Annotated in this window: 18 protein-coding genes; 12 read left to right on the forward strand and 6 right to left on the reverse strand. The window is 46.3% G+C overall.

Annotated elements, in window-relative coordinates; translation table 11 throughout:
• Window positions 1–598: 598 nt before the first annotated feature.
• The 4 genes from ACJJI0_RS11690 to ACJJI0_RS11705 all read left to right on the forward strand — a co-directional run bounded on the left by ACJJI0_RS11690 (window position 599) and on the right by ACJJI0_RS11705 (window position 2,769).
• Window positions 599–1,051 carry a nucleoside deaminase gene (locus tag ACJJI0_RS11690; protein WP_444882695.1) on the forward strand — a complete coding sequence of 151 codons (453 nt, stop codon included), beginning with the start codon at window positions 599–601 and terminating at the stop codon, window positions 1,049–1,051.
• 436 nt (window positions 1,052–1,487) lie between these two features.
• A complete protein-coding gene (locus tag ACJJI0_RS11695; RefSeq protein ID WP_444882696.1) occupies window positions 1,488–1,769 on the forward strand; it encodes a hypothetical protein in 282 nt (93 codons plus the stop codon).
• A gap of 58 nt (window positions 1,770–1,827) precedes the next feature.
• The gene (locus tag ACJJI0_RS11700) at window positions 1,828–2,070 is read left to right on the forward strand and encodes a hypothetical protein (RefSeq protein ID WP_444882697.1); all 243 of its coding nucleotides are present in this window, start codon (window positions 1,828–1,830) and stop codon (window positions 2,068–2,070) included.
• Between the two features lie 105 nt (window positions 2,071–2,175).
• Window positions 2,176–2,769: a hypothetical protein gene (locus ACJJI0_RS11705; RefSeq protein ID WP_444882698.1), complete on the forward strand. Its 594-nt coding sequence runs from the start codon at window positions 2,176–2,178 to the stop codon at window positions 2,767–2,769.
• A gap of 697 nt (window positions 2,770–3,466) precedes the next feature.
• Here the strand turns inward: ACJJI0_RS11705 and tenA are convergent.
• A complete protein-coding gene (gene tenA / locus ACJJI0_RS11710; protein WP_444882699.1) occupies window positions 3,467–4,132 on the reverse strand; it encodes a thiaminase II in 666 nt (221 codons plus the stop codon).
• Window positions 4,133–4,443: 311 nt separating this feature from the next.
• Here tenA and ACJJI0_RS11715 point away from each other — a divergent pair, with 311 nt between their 5' ends.
• Window positions 4,444–4,695, forward strand: coding sequence for a hypothetical protein (locus tag ACJJI0_RS11715; RefSeq protein WP_444882700.1), 252 nt, complete (start codon window positions 4,444–4,446; stop codon window positions 4,693–4,695).
• Between the two features lie 330 nt (window positions 4,696–5,025).
• Here ACJJI0_RS11715 and ACJJI0_RS11720 read toward each other — a convergent pair whose 3' ends face one another.
• Window positions 5,026–5,241: a putative phage abortive infection protein gene (locus ACJJI0_RS11720; protein WP_444885931.1), complete on the reverse strand. Its 216-nt coding sequence runs from the start codon at window positions 5,239–5,241 to the stop codon at window positions 5,026–5,028.
• A 388-nt stretch (window positions 5,242–5,629) separates the two neighbouring features.
• Window positions 5,630–5,929, reverse strand: coding sequence for a transposase (locus ACJJI0_RS11725; protein WP_444882701.1), 300 nt, complete (start codon window positions 5,927–5,929; stop codon window positions 5,630–5,632).
• A 530-nt stretch (window positions 5,930–6,459) separates the two neighbouring features.
• Between ACJJI0_RS11725 and ACJJI0_RS11730 the strand changes: the two genes are divergently transcribed.
• The 5 genes from ACJJI0_RS11730 (at window position 6,460) to ACJJI0_RS11750 (ending at window position 12,391) form a co-directional block, all read left to right on the forward strand.
• Entirely contained in the window at window positions 6,460–6,714 is a 255-nt protein-coding gene (locus ACJJI0_RS11730) for a hypothetical protein (RefSeq protein WP_444882702.1), read from the forward strand.
• 450 nt (window positions 6,715–7,164) lie between these two features.
• On the forward strand, window positions 7,165–7,347 hold the full coding sequence (locus ACJJI0_RS11735; RefSeq protein ID WP_444882703.1) for a hypothetical protein: 183 nt from the start codon (window positions 7,165–7,167) through the stop codon (window positions 7,345–7,347).
• Between the two features lie 198 nt (window positions 7,348–7,545).
• Window positions 7,546–11,229 (forward strand): S8 family peptidase, encoded by a 3,684-nt coding sequence (locus ACJJI0_RS11740; protein WP_444882704.1) that lies wholly within the window; start codon window positions 7,546–7,548, stop codon window positions 11,227–11,229.
• Window positions 11,230–11,243: 14 nt separating this feature from the next.
• Window positions 11,244–11,534, forward strand: coding sequence for a hypothetical protein (locus tag ACJJI0_RS11745; protein ID WP_252083255.1), 291 nt, complete (start codon window positions 11,244–11,246; stop codon window positions 11,532–11,534).
• Window positions 11,535–12,133: 599 nt separating this feature from the next.
• The gene (locus tag ACJJI0_RS11750) at window positions 12,134–12,391 is read left to right on the forward strand and encodes a hypothetical protein (protein WP_444882705.1); all 258 of its coding nucleotides are present in this window, start codon (window positions 12,134–12,136) and stop codon (window positions 12,389–12,391) included.
• A gap of 254 nt (window positions 12,392–12,645) precedes the next feature.
• Here ACJJI0_RS11750 and ACJJI0_RS11755 read toward each other — a convergent pair whose 3' ends face one another.
• The gene (locus ACJJI0_RS11755) at window positions 12,646–12,918 is read right to left on the reverse strand and encodes a hypothetical protein (protein ID WP_444882706.1); all 273 of its coding nucleotides are present in this window, start codon (window positions 12,916–12,918) and stop codon (window positions 12,646–12,648) included.
• 709 nt (window positions 12,919–13,627) lie between these two features.
• On the opposite strand from ACJJI0_RS11755, the gene csrA reads away from it, so the two are divergent.
• Complete coding sequence (gene csrA / locus ACJJI0_RS11760; RefSeq protein ID WP_444882707.1) at window positions 13,628–13,816, forward strand: carbon storage regulator CsrA; 189 nt, start codon at window positions 13,628–13,630, stop codon at window positions 13,814–13,816.
• A gap of 190 nt (window positions 13,817–14,006) precedes the next feature.
• Here csrA and ACJJI0_RS11765 read toward each other — a convergent pair whose 3' ends face one another.
• Window positions 14,007–15,191 (reverse strand): serine hydrolase domain-containing protein, encoded by a 1,185-nt coding sequence (locus tag ACJJI0_RS11765; protein WP_444882708.1) that lies wholly within the window; start codon window positions 15,189–15,191, stop codon window positions 14,007–14,009.
• A gap of 58 nt (window positions 15,192–15,249) precedes the next feature.
• Complete coding sequence (locus ACJJI0_RS11770; protein ID WP_444882709.1) at window positions 15,250–16,095, reverse strand: alpha/beta hydrolase; 846 nt, start codon at window positions 16,093–16,095, stop codon at window positions 15,250–15,252.
• A 220-nt stretch (window positions 16,096–16,315) separates the two neighbouring features.
• Between ACJJI0_RS11770 and ACJJI0_RS11775 the strand changes: the two genes are divergently transcribed.
• Complete coding sequence (locus ACJJI0_RS11775) at window positions 16,316–18,481, forward strand: winged helix-turn-helix domain-containing protein (RefSeq protein ID WP_444882710.1); 2,166 nt, start codon at window positions 16,316–16,318, stop codon at window positions 18,479–18,481.
• The last annotated feature ends 140 nt before the right edge of the window (window positions 18,482–18,621 follow it).

Raw genomic sequence — 18,621 nt, forward strand, 5'->3', positions numbered from 1 at the left:
TGAAAAAGGCCAACCGTAAGGTTGGCCTTTTTTATTACTTATTCGACAGCCTATTCAATCTTCCACCGAAGAAAATTTTTTGCATAGCTTATCGATGGCGAATATTGACGGTCTCAAAAAGCTCACCATTAGCGTTTGTTCAGGTTACTAACAATTCAAGAATCCCGTTAGATAGCACTAAACAAACCAATTAAAAACCACTGGGTTACCGGCCAGCTCACAAATCTAGGACGATCACTCCAGTCACTTTAATGACACGTAAATTTACCGGCCTATCTTTCTATAGCCTCTAAAATCAGCCCCTAAAATCCAAACAACTGTTTAAAAAGAAGTTATTTAAATCATCTGCAAAAAGGCGTGATCATTAGCAGCAAGGAAGACACATGCTAGCAACTCACAGCGATGAAGAATCAAGTTATGAAACATATCGCCAATTAACTGAGTCCCCTTTCAGCCCCCCAAATATCGCCGACATAGCTCAACCTAGCGCCTGTTTACACTGATTCTAGTCGGTAGCTCACTAATGCAGTGATGTATTAATAATATGCTCTACATTCTTTGATTAAAATATTCTTAATACCTAAAACAGAGAGCTGTAATGAGTGAAGCTAACCATGGCGCTTACATGCAAGAAGCCATTAATGAGGCACGAAAAGGTTTAGCAACGGGAGGAATTCCTGTCGGTTGTGTAATAGTGCTGAATGGTGAAATTATCGGCAAAGGTTACAATCAGCACGTCCAGCAAAACAGTGTTATCAAGCATGCTGAAATGAGCGCACTGGAAAATATGAGAAAATTGTGTTCTACCGATTACCAAAAGTGCACCGTTTACACGACTTTATCACCCTGCCCGATGTGCAGTGGGGCCATACGTCTATTCGGAATTAAGAATATTGTTATCGGTGAAAATAAAACATTCCTAGGTGATGAATCATTACTCAAATCTGAAGGTGTAAGCTTGGTTGTTCTTAATAATCTTGAATGTATTGGTCTTATGAATCAATTTATTCAGCAACATCCTGAAATCTGGCATGAAGATATTGGCCAGTAGGAACCATTAACTACAAAGTATATTTGTAATGGCCCACCAATAAACCAAATTACTAGAATAGATTGAGATTTTATTGATACTTTTGATGTTTACACTGTGGCTTTCAAGAATTCAATTCTGCTTGAGAAGCTCCACGGCTCCCTACTCAGCATCAATTTGACACATTACTGATCAACCTGATAATTGCTAAGTAGGCCCAATCGGTGAAGGCTGCAACAGCCACCAGATATGGGCCCTAACCTGAGGTACACAACTAACCTAGATCGAAATTTCAGCTCAATTTATAGACTAAAAAGCTAGCCCCTATAAACTATTAATGGAATTTGTTATACACACCATCAATAATGTATAACATCATCTTTGCAAGGAAAAGCCTGGATCTGAGCTCTGCTTCTAATATTTTTAACTCTGGGTGCCCGATTGTATTACGAGGGCATTGTTACTGACATGTCTGGAAGGGGAGCTGACAGCTGCACCTTGTACCAACGTGCATACTGGCTCTACAAATACCGGAAGGGCAGACCGTGCCCCCACCACAGACTTGGCCGGCGCACTCACCGCCACCAAGAAAAAGCATCTGACAGCAATTACAGACCCTGCTGAAGTTGGGCACCCACTAACAGCCATAGACGAATACCAGGGCTCCCCAGTAGTAAGAGCAGCCCTAAAACTATCCCCCTCTCCTATTCTGCCCCCCTGGAGAATTGCGAAAACTTGAGTAGGCGGAAATCAATTGGGATGCCAAGCACATAGAACTACCCAGCGAAAAAATAAAAATGGACCCGCCACACATTATTCCTCTTGCTGAACAGGCTCTAGCCTTACTGCAAGAACTGGAGCTGCTAACAGGCTTTGGCAAATATGTTTTCCCATCAGCTCGATGCCAGAGCCGTCCACTGCCTGATAACGGTGTGAGGACTGCACTCAGGTCACTGGGCGATGACAATCAAACCATGACTGCTCATGGCTTCCGTGCAATGGCTCGTACTCTATTCGACCACGACACTCGGCAGATTTGATTTAGAATTCGCGTATTCATCAAGGAAAAAATTGAATGTGGCACATGCATCTCAAATCAGAGAGGTGGAACACATTCTTCAATGGATTTACGAGGATAAAAGGGTATGTCTATCAACGAACATGCAACCAAGATACAGGTGAGTCGACTGGTTAATACCGCTCTGGCAGCGATTAAGGATAAAGATCCGAGACTTGATCAGACTCTGGTCCACACCTTGGATCAACTCAGCTTAATCAGCCGGAACCTGAATACTGCCAAACATAACGTACAGCACTTTGGTGGAATTATGGCGAGCGGCGCTCATGGACAAAACGCCTACCGAGCCAATCAATCCATGAACTCGAAGCTTAGGACCCTCTCATCACTTGAAGCCTTCCTCGCAGAAGAATGGAACAAGCTTGGTAAAGCAGTTGACGCATATAGGAAACAGCTACCATGGGACGGCAAGACCGAATTGGAACTCCTGGATATGCTTGCGGGAGAAATCGAGTCGTTCGATAAATTACTTAAGAAAAACGTCATTCAGGTTCCAAAGCACCAGTCCAATCCACATCAAACGATAACCCTTCAAAGAGAAATCACGCAATTAAAGGCAATGCCCGCTCATACAGCGCCAAGTATGCTTGTCTTAATTTCCATCGGCCTTCGGTTATTTGCAATGTACGTCGGTTCTAAAAGAGTGACTAGCAATAGATAGTCTCGATTTCCCTTTTGACAGCTCGCTAGGCGCTGAACGTTTTTCATCCGGCAGGCTCAATGCCTGTCGGAGCCTTCTAAATAAGTGGGGTCAGATCAATATTGTGTTAGGAATACCCACATTTCTACCCATTAACCAACTTAAAAAAATACCTTAAAGAACCCACTTAGCCACTCACCTCAAAAAGAACAAAGCCTCAACCATCGATCATGTGATGCACTTATACACGAGAGAAAGGTTTATCCACAATCAAGGAGGCCGCTCGCCTGTTGGCAATTGTTGACATCGATAAAGGTTTTTTTCACATCAGTAAGCGCCCCAAGAATGCCTGCTGAGGCATGACACATAGAGAGAGCCTAGGGCACAGTTGATCCAGATAAATCACGCGCCAAATGGGGGATTACTTTGCTTTAGTGTTGGGGTTTTCTTTCGGCTTTTGTGATTAAACCAAATAAAAACCGAGCAAATACGATAGCTACAGCAAACGATTCAACTCCCGACATCTCCATCAAATCGAAGAAGGTCAATTGCAAGGTCGGCCTTTTTATTACCTGTACCACACCATAAAAAACCTATAACTCATTTTGGGTGGGCAAACCCTCAAGTAAGGCGTTTTTACTCTCTACAGCTAAACCAACTTTTTTATCACGCAACTTTTACTTGTCCTTGCCTATGAGCTGAAAAGCTATTATTCGACTCAAGTTGATAGATCAAGCCCTTGTTGCCAGAAAGCAATTTCCATCCTGGTAGCCGTAGTGAAATGTTTCTGAAGTTGCTTGGCGCGATGTGATTCATTAGGTATTTCGGCAATCAACTCATTAAAAAAGTCTGTAGTTAATTTGGCCGCCTTCTGGCACTCAGGGCCTGAGTAGAGTTCAATCCACTTCGTATAAGGATTACTTTTTGTCGTATTACTACTTCGCTGAGAAAGAAACTGGCCAATGTGCGCATAGCCCAGCGCACAGGGTACTAGCGCGCCATAAAGATCAGCCAGATCTCCCTGTAAACCCACATCAATTAGATAGCGAGTATAAGCAACCGTAGCAAACCCTTCAGGGATATCCATAACGTCAGACTCCTGTAAACCCCACTCAAGGCAATAGTCCATATGTAAGCTGAATTCATGCTCTATCAAGTTGGATAATGACGATATGGTGGCCCGCATTTGTACGGGATTCTCGCATTTGAATACCGCAAGAGCGAAGGCGCGAGCATATTGAATCAGATACAGGTAGTCCTGCTGTAAGTAATGCTGAAAGCATGTCTTGTCTAAGCTACCATCGCCAAGTTGGTTAACGAATGGGTGATGAACAAACAGATCCCATTCCTTCTGGCAGCCGGCAATAAGGTCTTGATGCGTCATTTTGGCATCCGATTAAAGGGACCCGAAAAGTCCTAGATAACTTTATGACCACTGTAGCTCACAATGCGTAGCTGCTTTACAGGAATTCAGCACCTTTCGTGAGATCTTAAAGATGATTATGAATAAGAGTCACCGCTAAACTTGGTACTTGGGGCACTAAATTAGCAACCACCCGCATATTATGGTGGGCGGTTTGGGGGGCCTTGTGCCCGCCGTTCCCTTGTAGCGGTAGTTCCAACCCATACAGCCCGCCGCCCAATTGAGATTGGAACTTCAAAAGCAGCGGCTCACTTATACAAGGAGCCCAAGTCATGGCAAACCAAGCCCCAGTCGTATCTACCCCTCAAGCAGATAACCTCCTTGATCGTTCAATCGATATCGCAAATCTCAGCCTAGAGTCAATAAACAAGCTACGGACTCTTTTCCATAGTATTAGCCTGATATCCAAGAGCAACACCACCAGCCAAGAGTTGGCAGTTATCGGCGCTCACCTTGCCGATGAGTGGGCAAACCTAATCGACTGCGAGCGGGAAGATCTGGAGCGCCGGGAGAGCAAGCAGTAAACATGAGGACTGCTCACGCCCAAATCATTAAGAAATATTAGGGTGGTATCGGGAGTGGGCAGCCTAAACAGGGATGCAGAAAAGTTGAGGTGCCTTCCTGGCCGCGCGAAATTACTGAGAAATACTGAGGTATCCTCTCAATGTTATTGGATAAACAATCCCCCCTGAAAATTTAAAGTATACTTCAAGATTCTGTATAGTCTTTTTCTATTGGTGGTGATTTTTCATTTGAACTCAAAAAACCAAACGCATGAAGGAAATAGATATCATCGTGAATATCTTTATCTAGCAATAAATTAGGATTTTTTTTGAAAAATTCATGGCGCTCAATTAGCAGCCTGATTTTCTCACACCCCTTTCCATAGAGACAATTATAAAAAGGACTGCTAACTGATGCGAAGATAATTGCGAACGAACCACCCTGACATAAAGCTTCGTATCATCTCCACCTTTTTCATCAATAAACTTCAGTGTTGAGTACAGGCTTCTAAAATAATGACTTAAACCTCCTTCATGGCTTTTATATATGATTCCGTGTGCCTTTATTGTTAGTGCGGCATCTGGTTTCCCTCAGAGGGCCCATCCAACGATACGGCGAGCGTGTAAATCTATAACGGTTTCCAAATAACACCAGCTTTAACCAGCCCAGATATAGGTAATGTCGTCACACCAAACTTGATTGGATTTCTCAACATTAAACTGGCAATCAAGTTCATTCGGTATATCTAAGCGCTCGAGTATTGCTCTCTTATGCTTATGAGGACCAGGTTGTTTATACGCAAAGCCGACCTCACACATTAGTCTTCAGACTTTAAAGCTTCCGATTGATGTCCCTTGCTCATAAAGCAAACCTACGACTGTACGACTTCCTGCAGAGCTACAGCTGCGCTCAAAGACTTCAATGACTTTGGAATGGAGCTGCATTCTGGGTACATCAACAGAGCTCTTCTTTATCCTGTATTCGTAGTAGCATGGTCGAGGTATTCCAAACGCTCTGCAGGCGATTGACACGGGCTTCAAGCGCCTGAATTTTCTGCTGTTCAGTGGTAAGCGCTTTACTTGCAGGCCTCCCTCCACTCAGCTCTGCCTCTAGTTGCTTCACCCATCGGCGGATAGCCGTTGTACCAATATCCAGCGACCGGGCTGCTTCAGCAATTGAATAGCCCTGATCTACCACCAAGCGGGCAGCTTCTAATTTAAAATCAGAAGAAAAGGATCGGCGTTGTCTACTCATTGATCACCTCTATTTTCGATGGCAACTTTACCACCTAAATTGGTGTCCGGGTTTAGTAGACCACTAAATACCTGAGGGATATCATCGGCCGCCCCCCCGATTCCCACCCTTTTTATAGACTCAAAAGACGCCCACAATGCAATGTGTATTTTTTCCCGACTAACTATTACAGCAAAGTTAACTAGTCCGACCTGAAAAAGCCGTTAAGCTTATAGACACTAAAGCTACGTAAGTGTACGGCTTAGTCATTTCGACAATTTTTTGCGACTCTGAGTCAAATTTCTGGTTGAAATGTTCAAGGATGATTATGCTCACAGACACCGATCTGTACCAACAAACCAGTTTTCTTGGCACCGATCTCTTTTATCAATTTGATTTATCAGATTCACTGTTATTGCTCTCAAAAGAAATTCCCTGGACAGATTTTAAACGCACTTTTGGACGCTGCTATTCTGATAGGAGCGGTCGCCACAGTATCCCCATTAATCTTCTCGTCGGCCTACCAATTCTCAAATAATTGGGAAGTTTGAGTGAAAAAAATGTTGTACTCCAATAGAATCGCCCCCTACCATCAAGCCTTCTGCGGTTTAAGATTTTCCCAGAATAAAGCCTACTGCCACCTCATAGAATTGGTACATTTTCGCACCCACATTGGTGAACTCGGTGTTGAAAAAAATTTTGATATGTCGATACAATTTCATGCCACCCTACCTGAAGCTAAAGCTGTAAATATCGAAACTACAGTACAAGAGAAATTTATTTATTACCTACCCAACGAATGGTAAGCTCGCGATAAAAATTTTTAACGGCTTAATAAAATCGCTATACATAAAAGCATCCAGCAGCGCCAAACCTATACCAAGAGAGAAAAGAAATACGAATTAATCTGCGCTTCTATCGCTATATCAAGAGTGATTTAAGGGAAAAATCGGTAAAACTTCTTCGTACAATAGCTGGCATTCTTTTGCAGAAAGTGAGAAAAAATCACCTAAGGGTCTTTTAGATACCTGTCAAGATGATTTTGCACTGTATGAGTGTGTATTGAAACAACAGAAAAATGATAGAAACAAAATCTACAGCCTGAACGAATCACAAGTGTATTGTGTTGCCAGGAGTAAGGATCAGTATGGCAACTAAGCTTCTATTGCCTCCATAGCGAAAAACGGCATTATTCTAATTGCTGTGAATCACCAGAAAAAATTCGCGATAGCAAGACTTTAGATGAAGTGATTAGCATGGACAACGAAGTTAGAGAGCCCAAGATTGAACAGGCCACATGTGATCGAGGCAATCAGGGAAAGAAGGTGGCCGAAGGTGCAAAAATAGTTTTACCCAAGCCTATTAAAAAAAAGATAATCCCTACCAGTGAGAAAAGAAACGGAAAAAGAGTTGGCGTCGAGCGGCAATTAAGCCGTTAATTGAACACCTAAAATTTGATTTTCTACTGTCAAAAAACTTCCTTAAAGGCCCCGCAGGTGATGCGATCAAGCTTTTCATGGCCGTATACGCCTGAAGAGCTGAAGTGGCAAGAATTATCTCATAAGCCCACGCTGCCCGGTAGTGGAGGTGGGTATTTGTTTTTTGTCAGGGTCGACTACTTAAATAGGAGGTTTACTATGCGTGTAAAACCGATTCCGCAGTATCTGGCAGCGACCGTCTTGGTTGCATTACTGCAACCCGCGGCAGCCAATCCGGGGGAAAAAGCTTCAGAGTCTCGTTCTCTGCAGTTGAGCGTGTCCCGCGAAGACGCGTCTCAGCCCGAGCGCTACAGGCAAGCCTGGCCGGAGGTGATCAGATATCGTCCAGATGAAGAGGTGAGCATTATTATCGAACTGCACGGGGCTTCTGCTGCGGAGCAGGCAGGCTTGCGTGCATCGGGCACTATTGGCCCACAGTGGGATATGCGCGCTTTCGTCGCCCGGCAGCAGGAGTTGGGCCTGCGCCAACGGCAAATGGTCGCCAAACTTCAACAGCGCAAACTAATCGCGAGCCATAGCCACCGCTTTACTCGTGCTGTCAACGCCATCAGCGCAACCGCCAGAGTGGATCAGCTGCCCGCTATCGCCGCCATGCCTGAGGTGCGCGCGGTAACCCGGGACCGGCAGGTGCGCGCTTTTCAGGCCGGCAGTCCACAGCAGGTACGCGCGCCCGAGGTGTGGGCAATGCGCGATGCGCAGGACAGGGCCGTCGAGGGACAAGGGACCAGCATCGCTATTATCGATTCCGGTATCGATTACACCCACGAAGACCTGGGCGGCTGCTTGGGCAGCGGATGCCGCGTGGTCGGTGGCTACGATTTCGTGAACGATGATAGCGATCCCATGGACGACCACTTCCACGGCACCATGGTGGCCGGCGTGACCGCGGCGGTAGCGCCCGCTGCCAAGCTCTACGCCTACAAAGTGCTGAATAGCGATGGCTTTGGCAGCGAAAGCGACATCATCGCCGCCATTGAAGCCGCTCTGGACCCGGACGGAAATCCGCAAACGGACGATGCGGTGGACGTGATCAATCTGAGCCTGGGCAGCGCGGGTGGAAACAACTCGGTTCTGTCCGTCGCCGCCAACAATGCCATGCGCGCCGGTGTCGTGGTGGTCGCTGCCGCCGGCAACGACGGTCCCTTTCTCAACTCCATTGGCAGTCCCGGTTCCGCGGAAGAAATAGTCACCGTGGGCGCGGTGGATGGAGCGGGCCACCTGGCGGACTTCAGTTCCCGGGGCATGTTCGGTACCAGCCTGGACCTGAGCAGTAACAGCATCAAGCCGGAGATAGTCGCACCTGGTGTGGCTATCTCTAGTACCAACTTGGGCGGCGGCCTCCGCACTGAATCCGGCACTTCTTTTGCCGCGCCCCATGTGGCAGGCGCCGCGGCACTACTGCGCCAGTTACACCCGGAACTGACCAGCACCGAGATCAAGGCGCTGCTGGTCAACCGCGCCACGCAGGTGCACGGCAAACTGGCCGAGGTCGGCAACGGGCAGTTAGATGCCTTCGCGGCCGCGAGCGCGCGTTTTCTGGTCAGCCCCCCCACCCTGTATGCGGGTCACTTCGGACAGGGCGCTCACACTCAGAGAAACCTGCAGGTGACGGTGAAGAACCTGAGCGCTCCTACCGAATTTAAAGTTGCAAACGGGGGTAATTTCCCCGCTGGCGCCGACTTGGATCTTTCCGCCGACCAGTTCGATTTGGAAGTGGGTGCGAGCAGAGCCGAGTTCATCGACCTAAATGTCGATCACGATCAGGTGCCCTACCACGAACCGTTGGAAGCCGCCTACGATTCGGCACTTGAATATTTATCTGGCGATGAGCGCGTACGCCTGCCTGTGGCCTTCAATCGCGCGGAGGTGCTGGCCATACGTGAATCCGAGGCGCCGGGAGAATACTGGTCCTATTCCGCATTTTTGTTCAATGAGGGCTGGTCTGCCTGGGAGCAGCTCTCCAGTTTTGAAAATGCTGAACCTGTCCTGCACATGGCAGTACGTGACGAGCCTATCAATATTCTGTTCAGTACGGACGTCATTGCTGATGGGGAGCGGTATGACGTCTGGCATGCATTTGAAAACCGGCACACATCCGGTGGTGAATTGGTCGTGCCTGCAAGAGTTCGGGGGGCTGGTATCCCCCCCCTACAAACAGAAAGCGGCGAGACACTCCAGTTTATGGATCAGGTACTTAGGCTGACTCACCCCGAGATTCCCGGGTCAGGCTTGCACCTGAATTACAGTGGGAATGTGCCGATGAGAACTCTGCGCAACCTATCTGACAACTTCCAAATTAATTATATGGGGCTGGCGGAAGAAGGGAGCGCGCACCCTCAAGACCGCAAACTGTATACGGTAAAGCACAGCCAACAGGGCATGTCTGAAGATCTGCACTTCGATCTCAGTAATTCCGGCAGTACGCAACTGCTGATCGGTAATCCGTTCTGGAATTGGGAAGGCTATACCGTGGGTTACGGGCTAAATACGTATGAAGCCGCTATAAACTGGTGGTCGTACCCAAGCGAGTTGACCCACAAATCGTCGCTGCTTACCCTGCATGGGCGCGAGGAGGATATTGCCGCTGGGCCCACATTTTTGAGTTTGTATGTACCCATAGGGGAAGATCAGACCACGGCGGCCCATAGTAACGAAATTTCCATCGGCCGCACGGTCTACCGCAAGCTGCGACCTAGTGATAAGGACTTCACCACCCCCGAGGTAATACTGGAGCGGTCCAACGGAATCATGCTTATGGGTCAGGGCCCCAGGTATTTTGCTGGGGGCCTGCGTAATGACAGCGGCAATCACCACTTGCTTCCCAGCCACATCGGCAGTATTTCTTCGAGCTGGATAATGGACAGCTGGGGCAACGGCTATAGACCGGAGTCCAGATACCGCGCCCTGTGCCTGCCCGGCGATAGTGAATTGAGCAGCAGCGACTTTATTCAAGAATACTTGTTCTTCGCCGACAGCGAATGCACCTCGGTGCAGGTGGATTTCGAGTACACCACGTCTCTCGGTGAAGATGAATATACCTCCAGCGCCCGGGTGCAACTCAACAATCTGGACGGTGCCACCGCGCCGCGCATCGCCATGCTGGAACTGCTGGATGACGGCGTGATTTCACACTATGCGCGCCGCAACGCCAAGCTGTTTTTGTCCCTCGAAAGCCAGTTGCCGCTCGACTCTGTGACCACTGAGCTGGCGCTGGACGGGGGTGACTGGTTGCCGCTGGAAACCGCACCAGAAGACGGGCGCTACCTTACCCTGCTGCCTGAAGTGTCGGAATCCGCCGTTGCCGACCTGCGCATTGTCGCCACAGACAGTGCCGGCAACAGTGTGCAAAACACGATTCGCGGCGCCTTCGTGCTGGGCTTGAATGCGGCAACGGTAGTGGATACCGATAATGATGGCGCTGTAGACAGCGAAGATGCCCAGCCCTTTAACCCCCGCTTCCAGCAGGCATCAAGTTCAGGCGTGAAGCTCAATTCGGGTACTGCAGACGATCGCGAGGCGAGTCCCGGCGAGAAGGATGTAGTGGTGCAACTGTTTAGCCTGGAGACGGACGTGGAGTCGGAACTCAACACCCTGACCTTGCAGGCATCCGGCAATGGGGACGACGTACTGGATATCGCCCAGGCAAAACTCTACCTTGACAATAACAGCGACGGAAACCTGGATGAGGACGACACCATACTTGCCAGCAGTGGGTTTCAAGCAGATGACGGTGAACTGACTTTCCAACTCGACATGCCTGGACCGATGGCGCTGAAGCCCGGCGAGAGTCATTTCATCGTCACTTACGATTTTGTGCAATGAAGGAGCACAAACTAATGAACGGGAAAAACTTCATACTTAAATCTGCTGTCTCTGCACTGCTGTTAATAGCTCTCAGTGCTTGTAGCGGCGGGGGCGGCAGTTCGGATAGCTCCAGCAGCACCGGCGGTTCCGGTAGCACCGGTGGTTCTGGCAGCACTGGCGGTTCCGGCAGCACCGGCGGTTCCGTATCTAAAACCTTCTCCAGCAGTGTTACCGCCGTGGATATTCGCCGAAAAGACAGCGGTGATTCGCTGCCGGTATCCGGATTGCCTGCTAAGGGCGGTGAAATTACGCTGAGCCAATAAATTGCTTTTGGGTATAGGAAACCTAAAAGCCTTTTTTGTCATCCACAAGTAAACACCAACCTCAACGGTCCACTTTGGGTTCTGTCGCAAACTTTGCGACAGAACCCAACAATAATCACCCTAAGAGCCGCCCTTGGGCTTTGCACAAAAATATCTTCAGTTGCTTAGAGTTTCGCAACCTTTTCCTCATAGGTGGGGCAACCCTCAGCTATTAAACTCCCTTCCCCCTTTCTAGGTAGCGGACTTCCGCTGGTATCCCCCCTCCTCACCGGTAGATAGTACCTCACAACCAAAGGATTATTATTTCGTCAAACTCGAGTAAAAGTCTTATCAAAGAAGGAGCTTGTCCTAGTTTTTATGTGTGGGATCAATCAATCTGGAAGAAGCAGGCCTTGAAAAACAGTGGGATAATGAAATTGATAATGCCTAAAATCTGATTGCGAGGCCACCTTACAATGTGCGGCTACTTTTATAGTCGTTGTGGTAGCTACAGTAACTGACAAAAAACGGCTCAAATCACCTCCAATAAGCGCTAAAGGCAAACCCAAAAATCGCCTTTAGTTCGGAATAATTTTATAGAAAAAAATATTGACCCTTAAATGATGATAAAAAGGAATACATACGAACTCACCGCTAGAGATGCAGCTATTCACTACACTAGAAATCCAGCAAACCCACCGACTGAAAATATTATACTCAGCAACAATGACATTTCTTCCGCTGACAAAGAGATAAAGCTTGAAGTAGATCTTGATAGACTTATGGAAAAGCTAATAAATATATTCACTGGCTATACAAAAAATGTGGGCTTTTACCTGCAGTGGATTGAAGAGTCCAACAGGATAAACGACGCTTAAGGTTTATTCACCATCGAGCACAATTCCAGCTATTTGCAGTATTTCGTTTATCCGCTTCTCTAGCGCTATCATTCTCGGCAAGTCAAAAAAGCTGGCCAACAGTTTACGGGAACCAATGAACCAAAATCATCAATAATTCTTCTATCTATTTTTTTTCATAGACAGAATAGACAATAAATTTCGACTGCTTACCAGTGCCTAACTTTGACTCTTCATAGAAACAGAGGAAAAGTAATGAATAACCTCATCACCGTCTACATTTTCATAAGCCACAGTAGGAGAATCCCATGAAGGCGAAGATATACCCTTAAGTAATTTTTTTGGGCACGCACATTATGCTCCTTATAAGCAACTGTCAAACCTGTAAGTTGGTTGCTGGACACATGGAAAGACAATTTCGTATCACCATATGCTTCCGGTAGAGAACACATAAAATCTGCTTTATCCGCTTTTAACACCTCAGGAATTCCTGCCTGAGAAATCGTAGAGGAAGAGGCTAGCAGAAATATTATAATTCCTGCTTTCATCATCCACCTTTCAGCTCTTTTGATAACACCGCCTCACCACATCAAAGACGCAAGAAATTCTAGCGAGTTAAAAATATAAACCAAATTAACAAATAACAAATAACAAATAACAAATAACAAATAACAAATAACAAATAACAAATAACAAATAACAAATTCTACAGAGCAATATACCAATCATCTGTCAGATATAACCCCAGACAACCAGTAAAATATAGGCGCCCAAATAATCTTATTGGATTTTATTAAGTTTTCTTCAGCGCTAAAGCTGCGTAGAATCGAAAGATATTTATCAACATTGTGGGCAGTGATCAAACCAGCTTCTACAAGCCAACAGCCCAAGATAAAATAAGAACATCAAGAGTTTTCTAAAAGACCCACTCTCAAGGGAGAACGGTAGCGTGACATAAGAGTAAGTAAAAGGCGCTGACCCAAGGTGCGGCAACACCCAGGGCCAGCTAACCAAATTGATATCACAGTTATCAAAGTGGCTACATGAATGGTACGCTAGAAACCCGCTCGTCTTCAATAAAAGGTTGCACATTCAGCAGCCTGAGGCGACTCCCCAAGCACTGGGAGTCTAGCGCCCGCCTTTTCTTCTTTTACGCCTACCGTTCTCGTGCCCCTCCTCGTATTTCCAGTTGGTACTTCCCAAGCTTTCCCACTGTGGAACGGCCACTCCATGATTTGATGATCAAAGGAAATAAGCATGTTAATTTTAAAACGCCGGACCGGAGAGAACCTGAGAATTGGAGCTAATGTCTCAGTCACCGTATTGGAGGTTAACGGTAATCAGGTAAAGATAGGGATACACGCTCCCAGATCTTTACCTGTTCACCGAGAGGAAAATTACAGGCGTATCCAAAAGCACCAGAAGGCGGCTGATGAAAACCCTTAAGAGCTGGCTACTTCTAGTGGGGATGGCTCCTAAGCCTCCCCTCCCTATAATACAGTATCAAGTTGCCACGAAGCCTCCTCAGCCCCTCTATTTAACATTAGCAGAAGTGACTGAGGAAGCTCTGAAGTTACTACTTAAACACCCTGCCTATAAAAAATATAGGCCCATAGTTTGCTTTAACTACTTTCTATTAAGTGGATATAGCAAAGGCAGGCAGAATACGTTTCTCTATTAAATCCAGGGTTTTATCATCATCACCACGGCCGGTGATCGCAATTACCAAATCCAAATCTTCAATAGAGATCACGTACTGGCCACCACCGCCCCAGCCGAACTTCGCTAAGTATTTCTTGTTGCCAACCTTCAGAGGGGTTCGCCAGAAGAAATAACCATAGGAGAAATTGGTGTAGTCGAACTCATCATCTGTAGGTACAGCTACCTTTCCAGTGGCCTTGGTGATAAACGCTGCCGGAATCAGCTGGTGGCCATTCCATTTGCCTTTATTGAGTACCAATGCACCCCACTTGACCATACTGCGAGATGTCATCATGGCTCTTGACCCTGCCTGGGGTACGCCTTTAACGGCTTCCTTCCAGTGATAGCTATTGATCCCCATCTTCTCTAGCAGCTCTTTTTTAATAAAGTCACTGGCGGAACCGGGAACCACGGCATCCAGAACCAACATTGCAATCATTGGGTCTGAGCCTTGGTATAAATAGGTTTGCGATTCTGAGGTTATCGGTTTGCTATGGCTCAAATAGATTTGAGCCAGCTTTTTCCCAGTTAACTGCTCTTTGTTTTCCAGTAAGGCGCTCAGTTTTTCCTCTTCAATACGAATTCCTGACTGCATGCTCATGGTATGATTCAATGTAACAAGCTCTGCGCCTTTAACAAGCTGCTTCCGATCCAACCCTTTTAGAAAGGAAATGACAGGCTTGTCCAGGTCTGCCATGGTCAAATAACCTAACTGTATCGCCCGACCAATTGCCAGGGCTGTATAGGCCTTGGTGGCAGATGCTTGCGGGTGAGGCAAGTTTACACGTCCAAGGGAATAGTAGGATTCAAAAACCAGTTTGTTATTTTGGGCGATAAGCAGGCTATCGTAGGGTGTGTGTTGGTTATCCGCTATTTCCTGGGCCAGCTGTTGCAAGCTCTCTTTGATTTTATCTATCTCTCCAACAAGGATACCGTCTTTTCTATCCGCTGGCGCCGTATCAATAAACGCCTTTTTGAGCTTTGGCGTGGATCTCTCCAGGCTTGGGAGGTCACTACGATAGTCGGCCATATTTATTTCTGGTGCCTGTAAGGCTACCGCGCCTACAGTCGCGCTTATGCCGTACAATAGGCCGATTGTGATTAGCTTCTTAAAAATCATCTTATATCCTCAATTTAGCTTTGAAGTTTTTATTAATATGTTCTCGATATACCATTGATTAGTGTTTCAGCTTATCGGCAAGCCAATAAATACTGCGCACTGAAGTCTTCGGGAAAGCTGTAGTGTGATTCGCCGATTCGATAACCGTAGGCTCCAGAGTTAAGTTAGCTAATTCTTGCTCCTTTAACTCACTAACGAACCTTTCTACCGTAGCGCCCAGCTCCTTCTCTAATGCACCGTAAGCAATAAATACGTTTGTTTGCTTGGGTAGTTCCATCAATGGTTTGTTAGGCTCTGATTCAAGCCGAGAATCCATATAAGTGCCTATCAATCTTGATGGACTACCGATAATGTAGTTTTGAAAAGTATCCGGTTGGCTTATTAAGGCATAAACCCCAAAGAGCCCCCCGAATGAGTAACCGAAATAAGTACGATTATCTGGATTCGCGCGGTAATTGCTTTCGATATACTTTATAACGTCATTTCTTAAAAAGGCGAGATACTGATGGGCCTCTCCTTTATAGGTTTTTTTATCTTTTTTATTAGAGAGAACTGCCGGTTTAAAGTCCCGATATCGACTCGACCATTCTTTTTCAGCACCGGCCATATCCTTCTGCCAACTAATACCCACCAAAATGGCATCTTCCAGTGCGTATTCAGTAGTGGCAGATAGCATTTCAACCGCCCATAAAGCGTCTGTATAGTAAATAACCGGATGCTTTTTAGTATCACTCTCCTTATATTTCTCAGGCAGCTTAATAAACAGCTCGTATTCTCTGTTATTGCTGGAATCCTGAATGGGTATTACTTGGATTGTGGATAACTCCAGGGCCTTATGCTCACCTGCTTTAAGGGCAGCGATAGGTAGCAACAGGAGAAAGGCGACTAGTAAACGCTTTTTCATATCAGTATTTATACCGTTACATGTGATCGGAGAAGCGCTCAATCTAAACAAGGAGCCAGTGAAACACCTGAAGTACTCCTGATTTTTCGATGACTTTCTGCTGCCGGCATAAAATGTCTATTTATCAATAGGTTACATGATGCGCTTTAGCTGTAATCAGGGTTTATGCTAGTATCGATGGCAAAAATTCAGCTCAAATTTTGCTCAGGTAGATACATCAATGGCTTTACAATATTGGGTGGGTGACTTCTTTATTGATTTATCCAGAAACCAGATCACCCGACATGAGCAATCACAAACTATCCCCCCAAAAGCCCTTGCCGTCTTAACCTACTTAGCAAAGCATCAGCGAAAAGTGGTGAGCCAGGATGAGCTACTGTCTGAGGTCTGGCCCGATGCAATAGTCACACCGAATACGCTGCAAAGAAGTATTGCGCAGCTAAGAAAAGCCTTGGGCGAGGATCGAAAGCAGCAGTCTTATATTAGAACCCACGCCAAACAGGGTTATAGCCTGGAATGTGATATTGTTTGGCAGAATGATGATTCTATTTCACAGGATAAGACAGCACCGGAAGAAGACGCCCCTTCTCCTACTCCCCCTGAGCCTGTAATAGATAAACAACCAAGCAATCCGAATTATCAAATCCAGCCAGTTAAACCAAATAGATTCCCAATATTTGCGCTTATCGGGATGGTATTGCTTGTATTTGTTGGATTTAATTACTCTTCACCCCAAAATAATGCTCAGCTTATATTTGATCGATTGCAGGCAGTAACGGCTACGGATCACAAAGAGTTTGGCCCCTCATATTCGCCTGATGGTGAATATATTATATTTAACCGCTATTTAGATAAGCTCTGTGTGAATAAAATCTGGGCCAGGAATATACATACCCAGCAGGAAACGGAGTTAACTCCCGAATGGGGTACTTATGGCCGCCATACATTATCACCGGATGGCAAGAAACTGGTATTTATTTCCGAAGAAGACTGTACCATACCGCTAACCCAGAATACCTGTTACAACCTGGTAAGCCTGGACTTCCAAAAAGCTATGGTAAGCCCACAACAACCAAATGTATTAATGCGCTGTAAGAACTCGGCCATTAAAAATCCGGTATGGTTAAATAACAATGACCTCGCTATTTTGCATAATGAGTCTGATCGTTGGCGGCTAATCAAATATTCAGTGAGAGATAACACGAGTCAGGTACTTTATGACCTGAAAGAGGGAAACCTAGCCCACTTTGATTATTCAATCGATGACGATTTAATAGCCGTCACCAGCTATCATCAAGATGGCCAGCTTTATATCGATATGCTGGATTCTAAGGGGGCGCTTTTAACCAGCCATCCGATTGACTATCCAGATGAGATATCTGAACACAGAGCCATTTCCCCTAACTTTTCACCGAGAGAGGATGAGCTAATCTTTAGTACAGGGCGAAGACTCTTCTCTCTCACCTATGATGGCAAGGTCAGTAAAATTCAGTTACCCCTGGACCAGTCCGCCAGCTCTCCAGACTTTCATCCAGATGGACATAGGGCACTGGTTATTAAAGGGCAATACGATAGTGATATTGCCTCGATACCGCTAAACCTGCCTGGGGCTAGCACCACACCTTCAGAAGAAGATGTCAGCACAATTTACCCGAGCACCACACGGTCGATTTCCGGGGAGGATGACGGCATTTTCCAACCCAATGGCAACTTGATTGCGTTTACCTCCAGGCGCTCTGGTGAAGACCAGGTGTGGGTGACTGATGGTAGTGATTTACGGCAGGTATCTCAGTTTCCAATCGATACCAATATCGACGGTATCCATTGGTCTACCGATGGAAAAAGTATTCTGGTAAATGCCAATAACAAGCTCAATAAAATTTTCTTGGATGGCCGTGTAGAGGGCTTGCCCCTGAATGCGCCTGTTGATCAGCTCTTCCAGTGGGACAGTATCGATAATTCAGCGTTACTATCCTTGACGGTTAAAGGGATTACACAGTTTGCAGAAGTCGATTTAGATAGCCTTGAGACCAGGTTTATCAATGAAAAACCAGTTAGCTGGGCCCAAAGAGCTAAAGATGGCCGGTTGATCTATATGGACCATATGAACCGCTTCTGGCAGCCCGGCCCTGCTGAAGACCAACTAATTGAGAAGCTGGATGATCAAGGTAGCGAAAAGAGATTTGTTATCAAAGATAATGTGATTTACTCAATCAATCGAGACGACCAGCTGTGGTCATACAATCTCGACACCGATAACTTTTCCATTTTGGGGAACATGCATAGGGATATCGATTACTTGACCGATGTTAATCAAGGGAACCTGATGATTACCTATGTTGTTGCCGCTAAAAAGGAAGTGGCTGAGTTATTCTTACGAGAATAATACAGCTCTAGAGTTTAGGGTTTCACGGGTCAAAAAACGGACAAAAAATAGCTTGAGATAGAGGCGAAGAAAGTTTCGCCTCGCTATGCCGAAGGCATGGCGTAAAGGGCGCGGCCTCCAGGAATGTGTTGAGTACACAA

Source organism: Microbulbifer mixtoriginis (SeqCode), assembly GCF_052466695.1.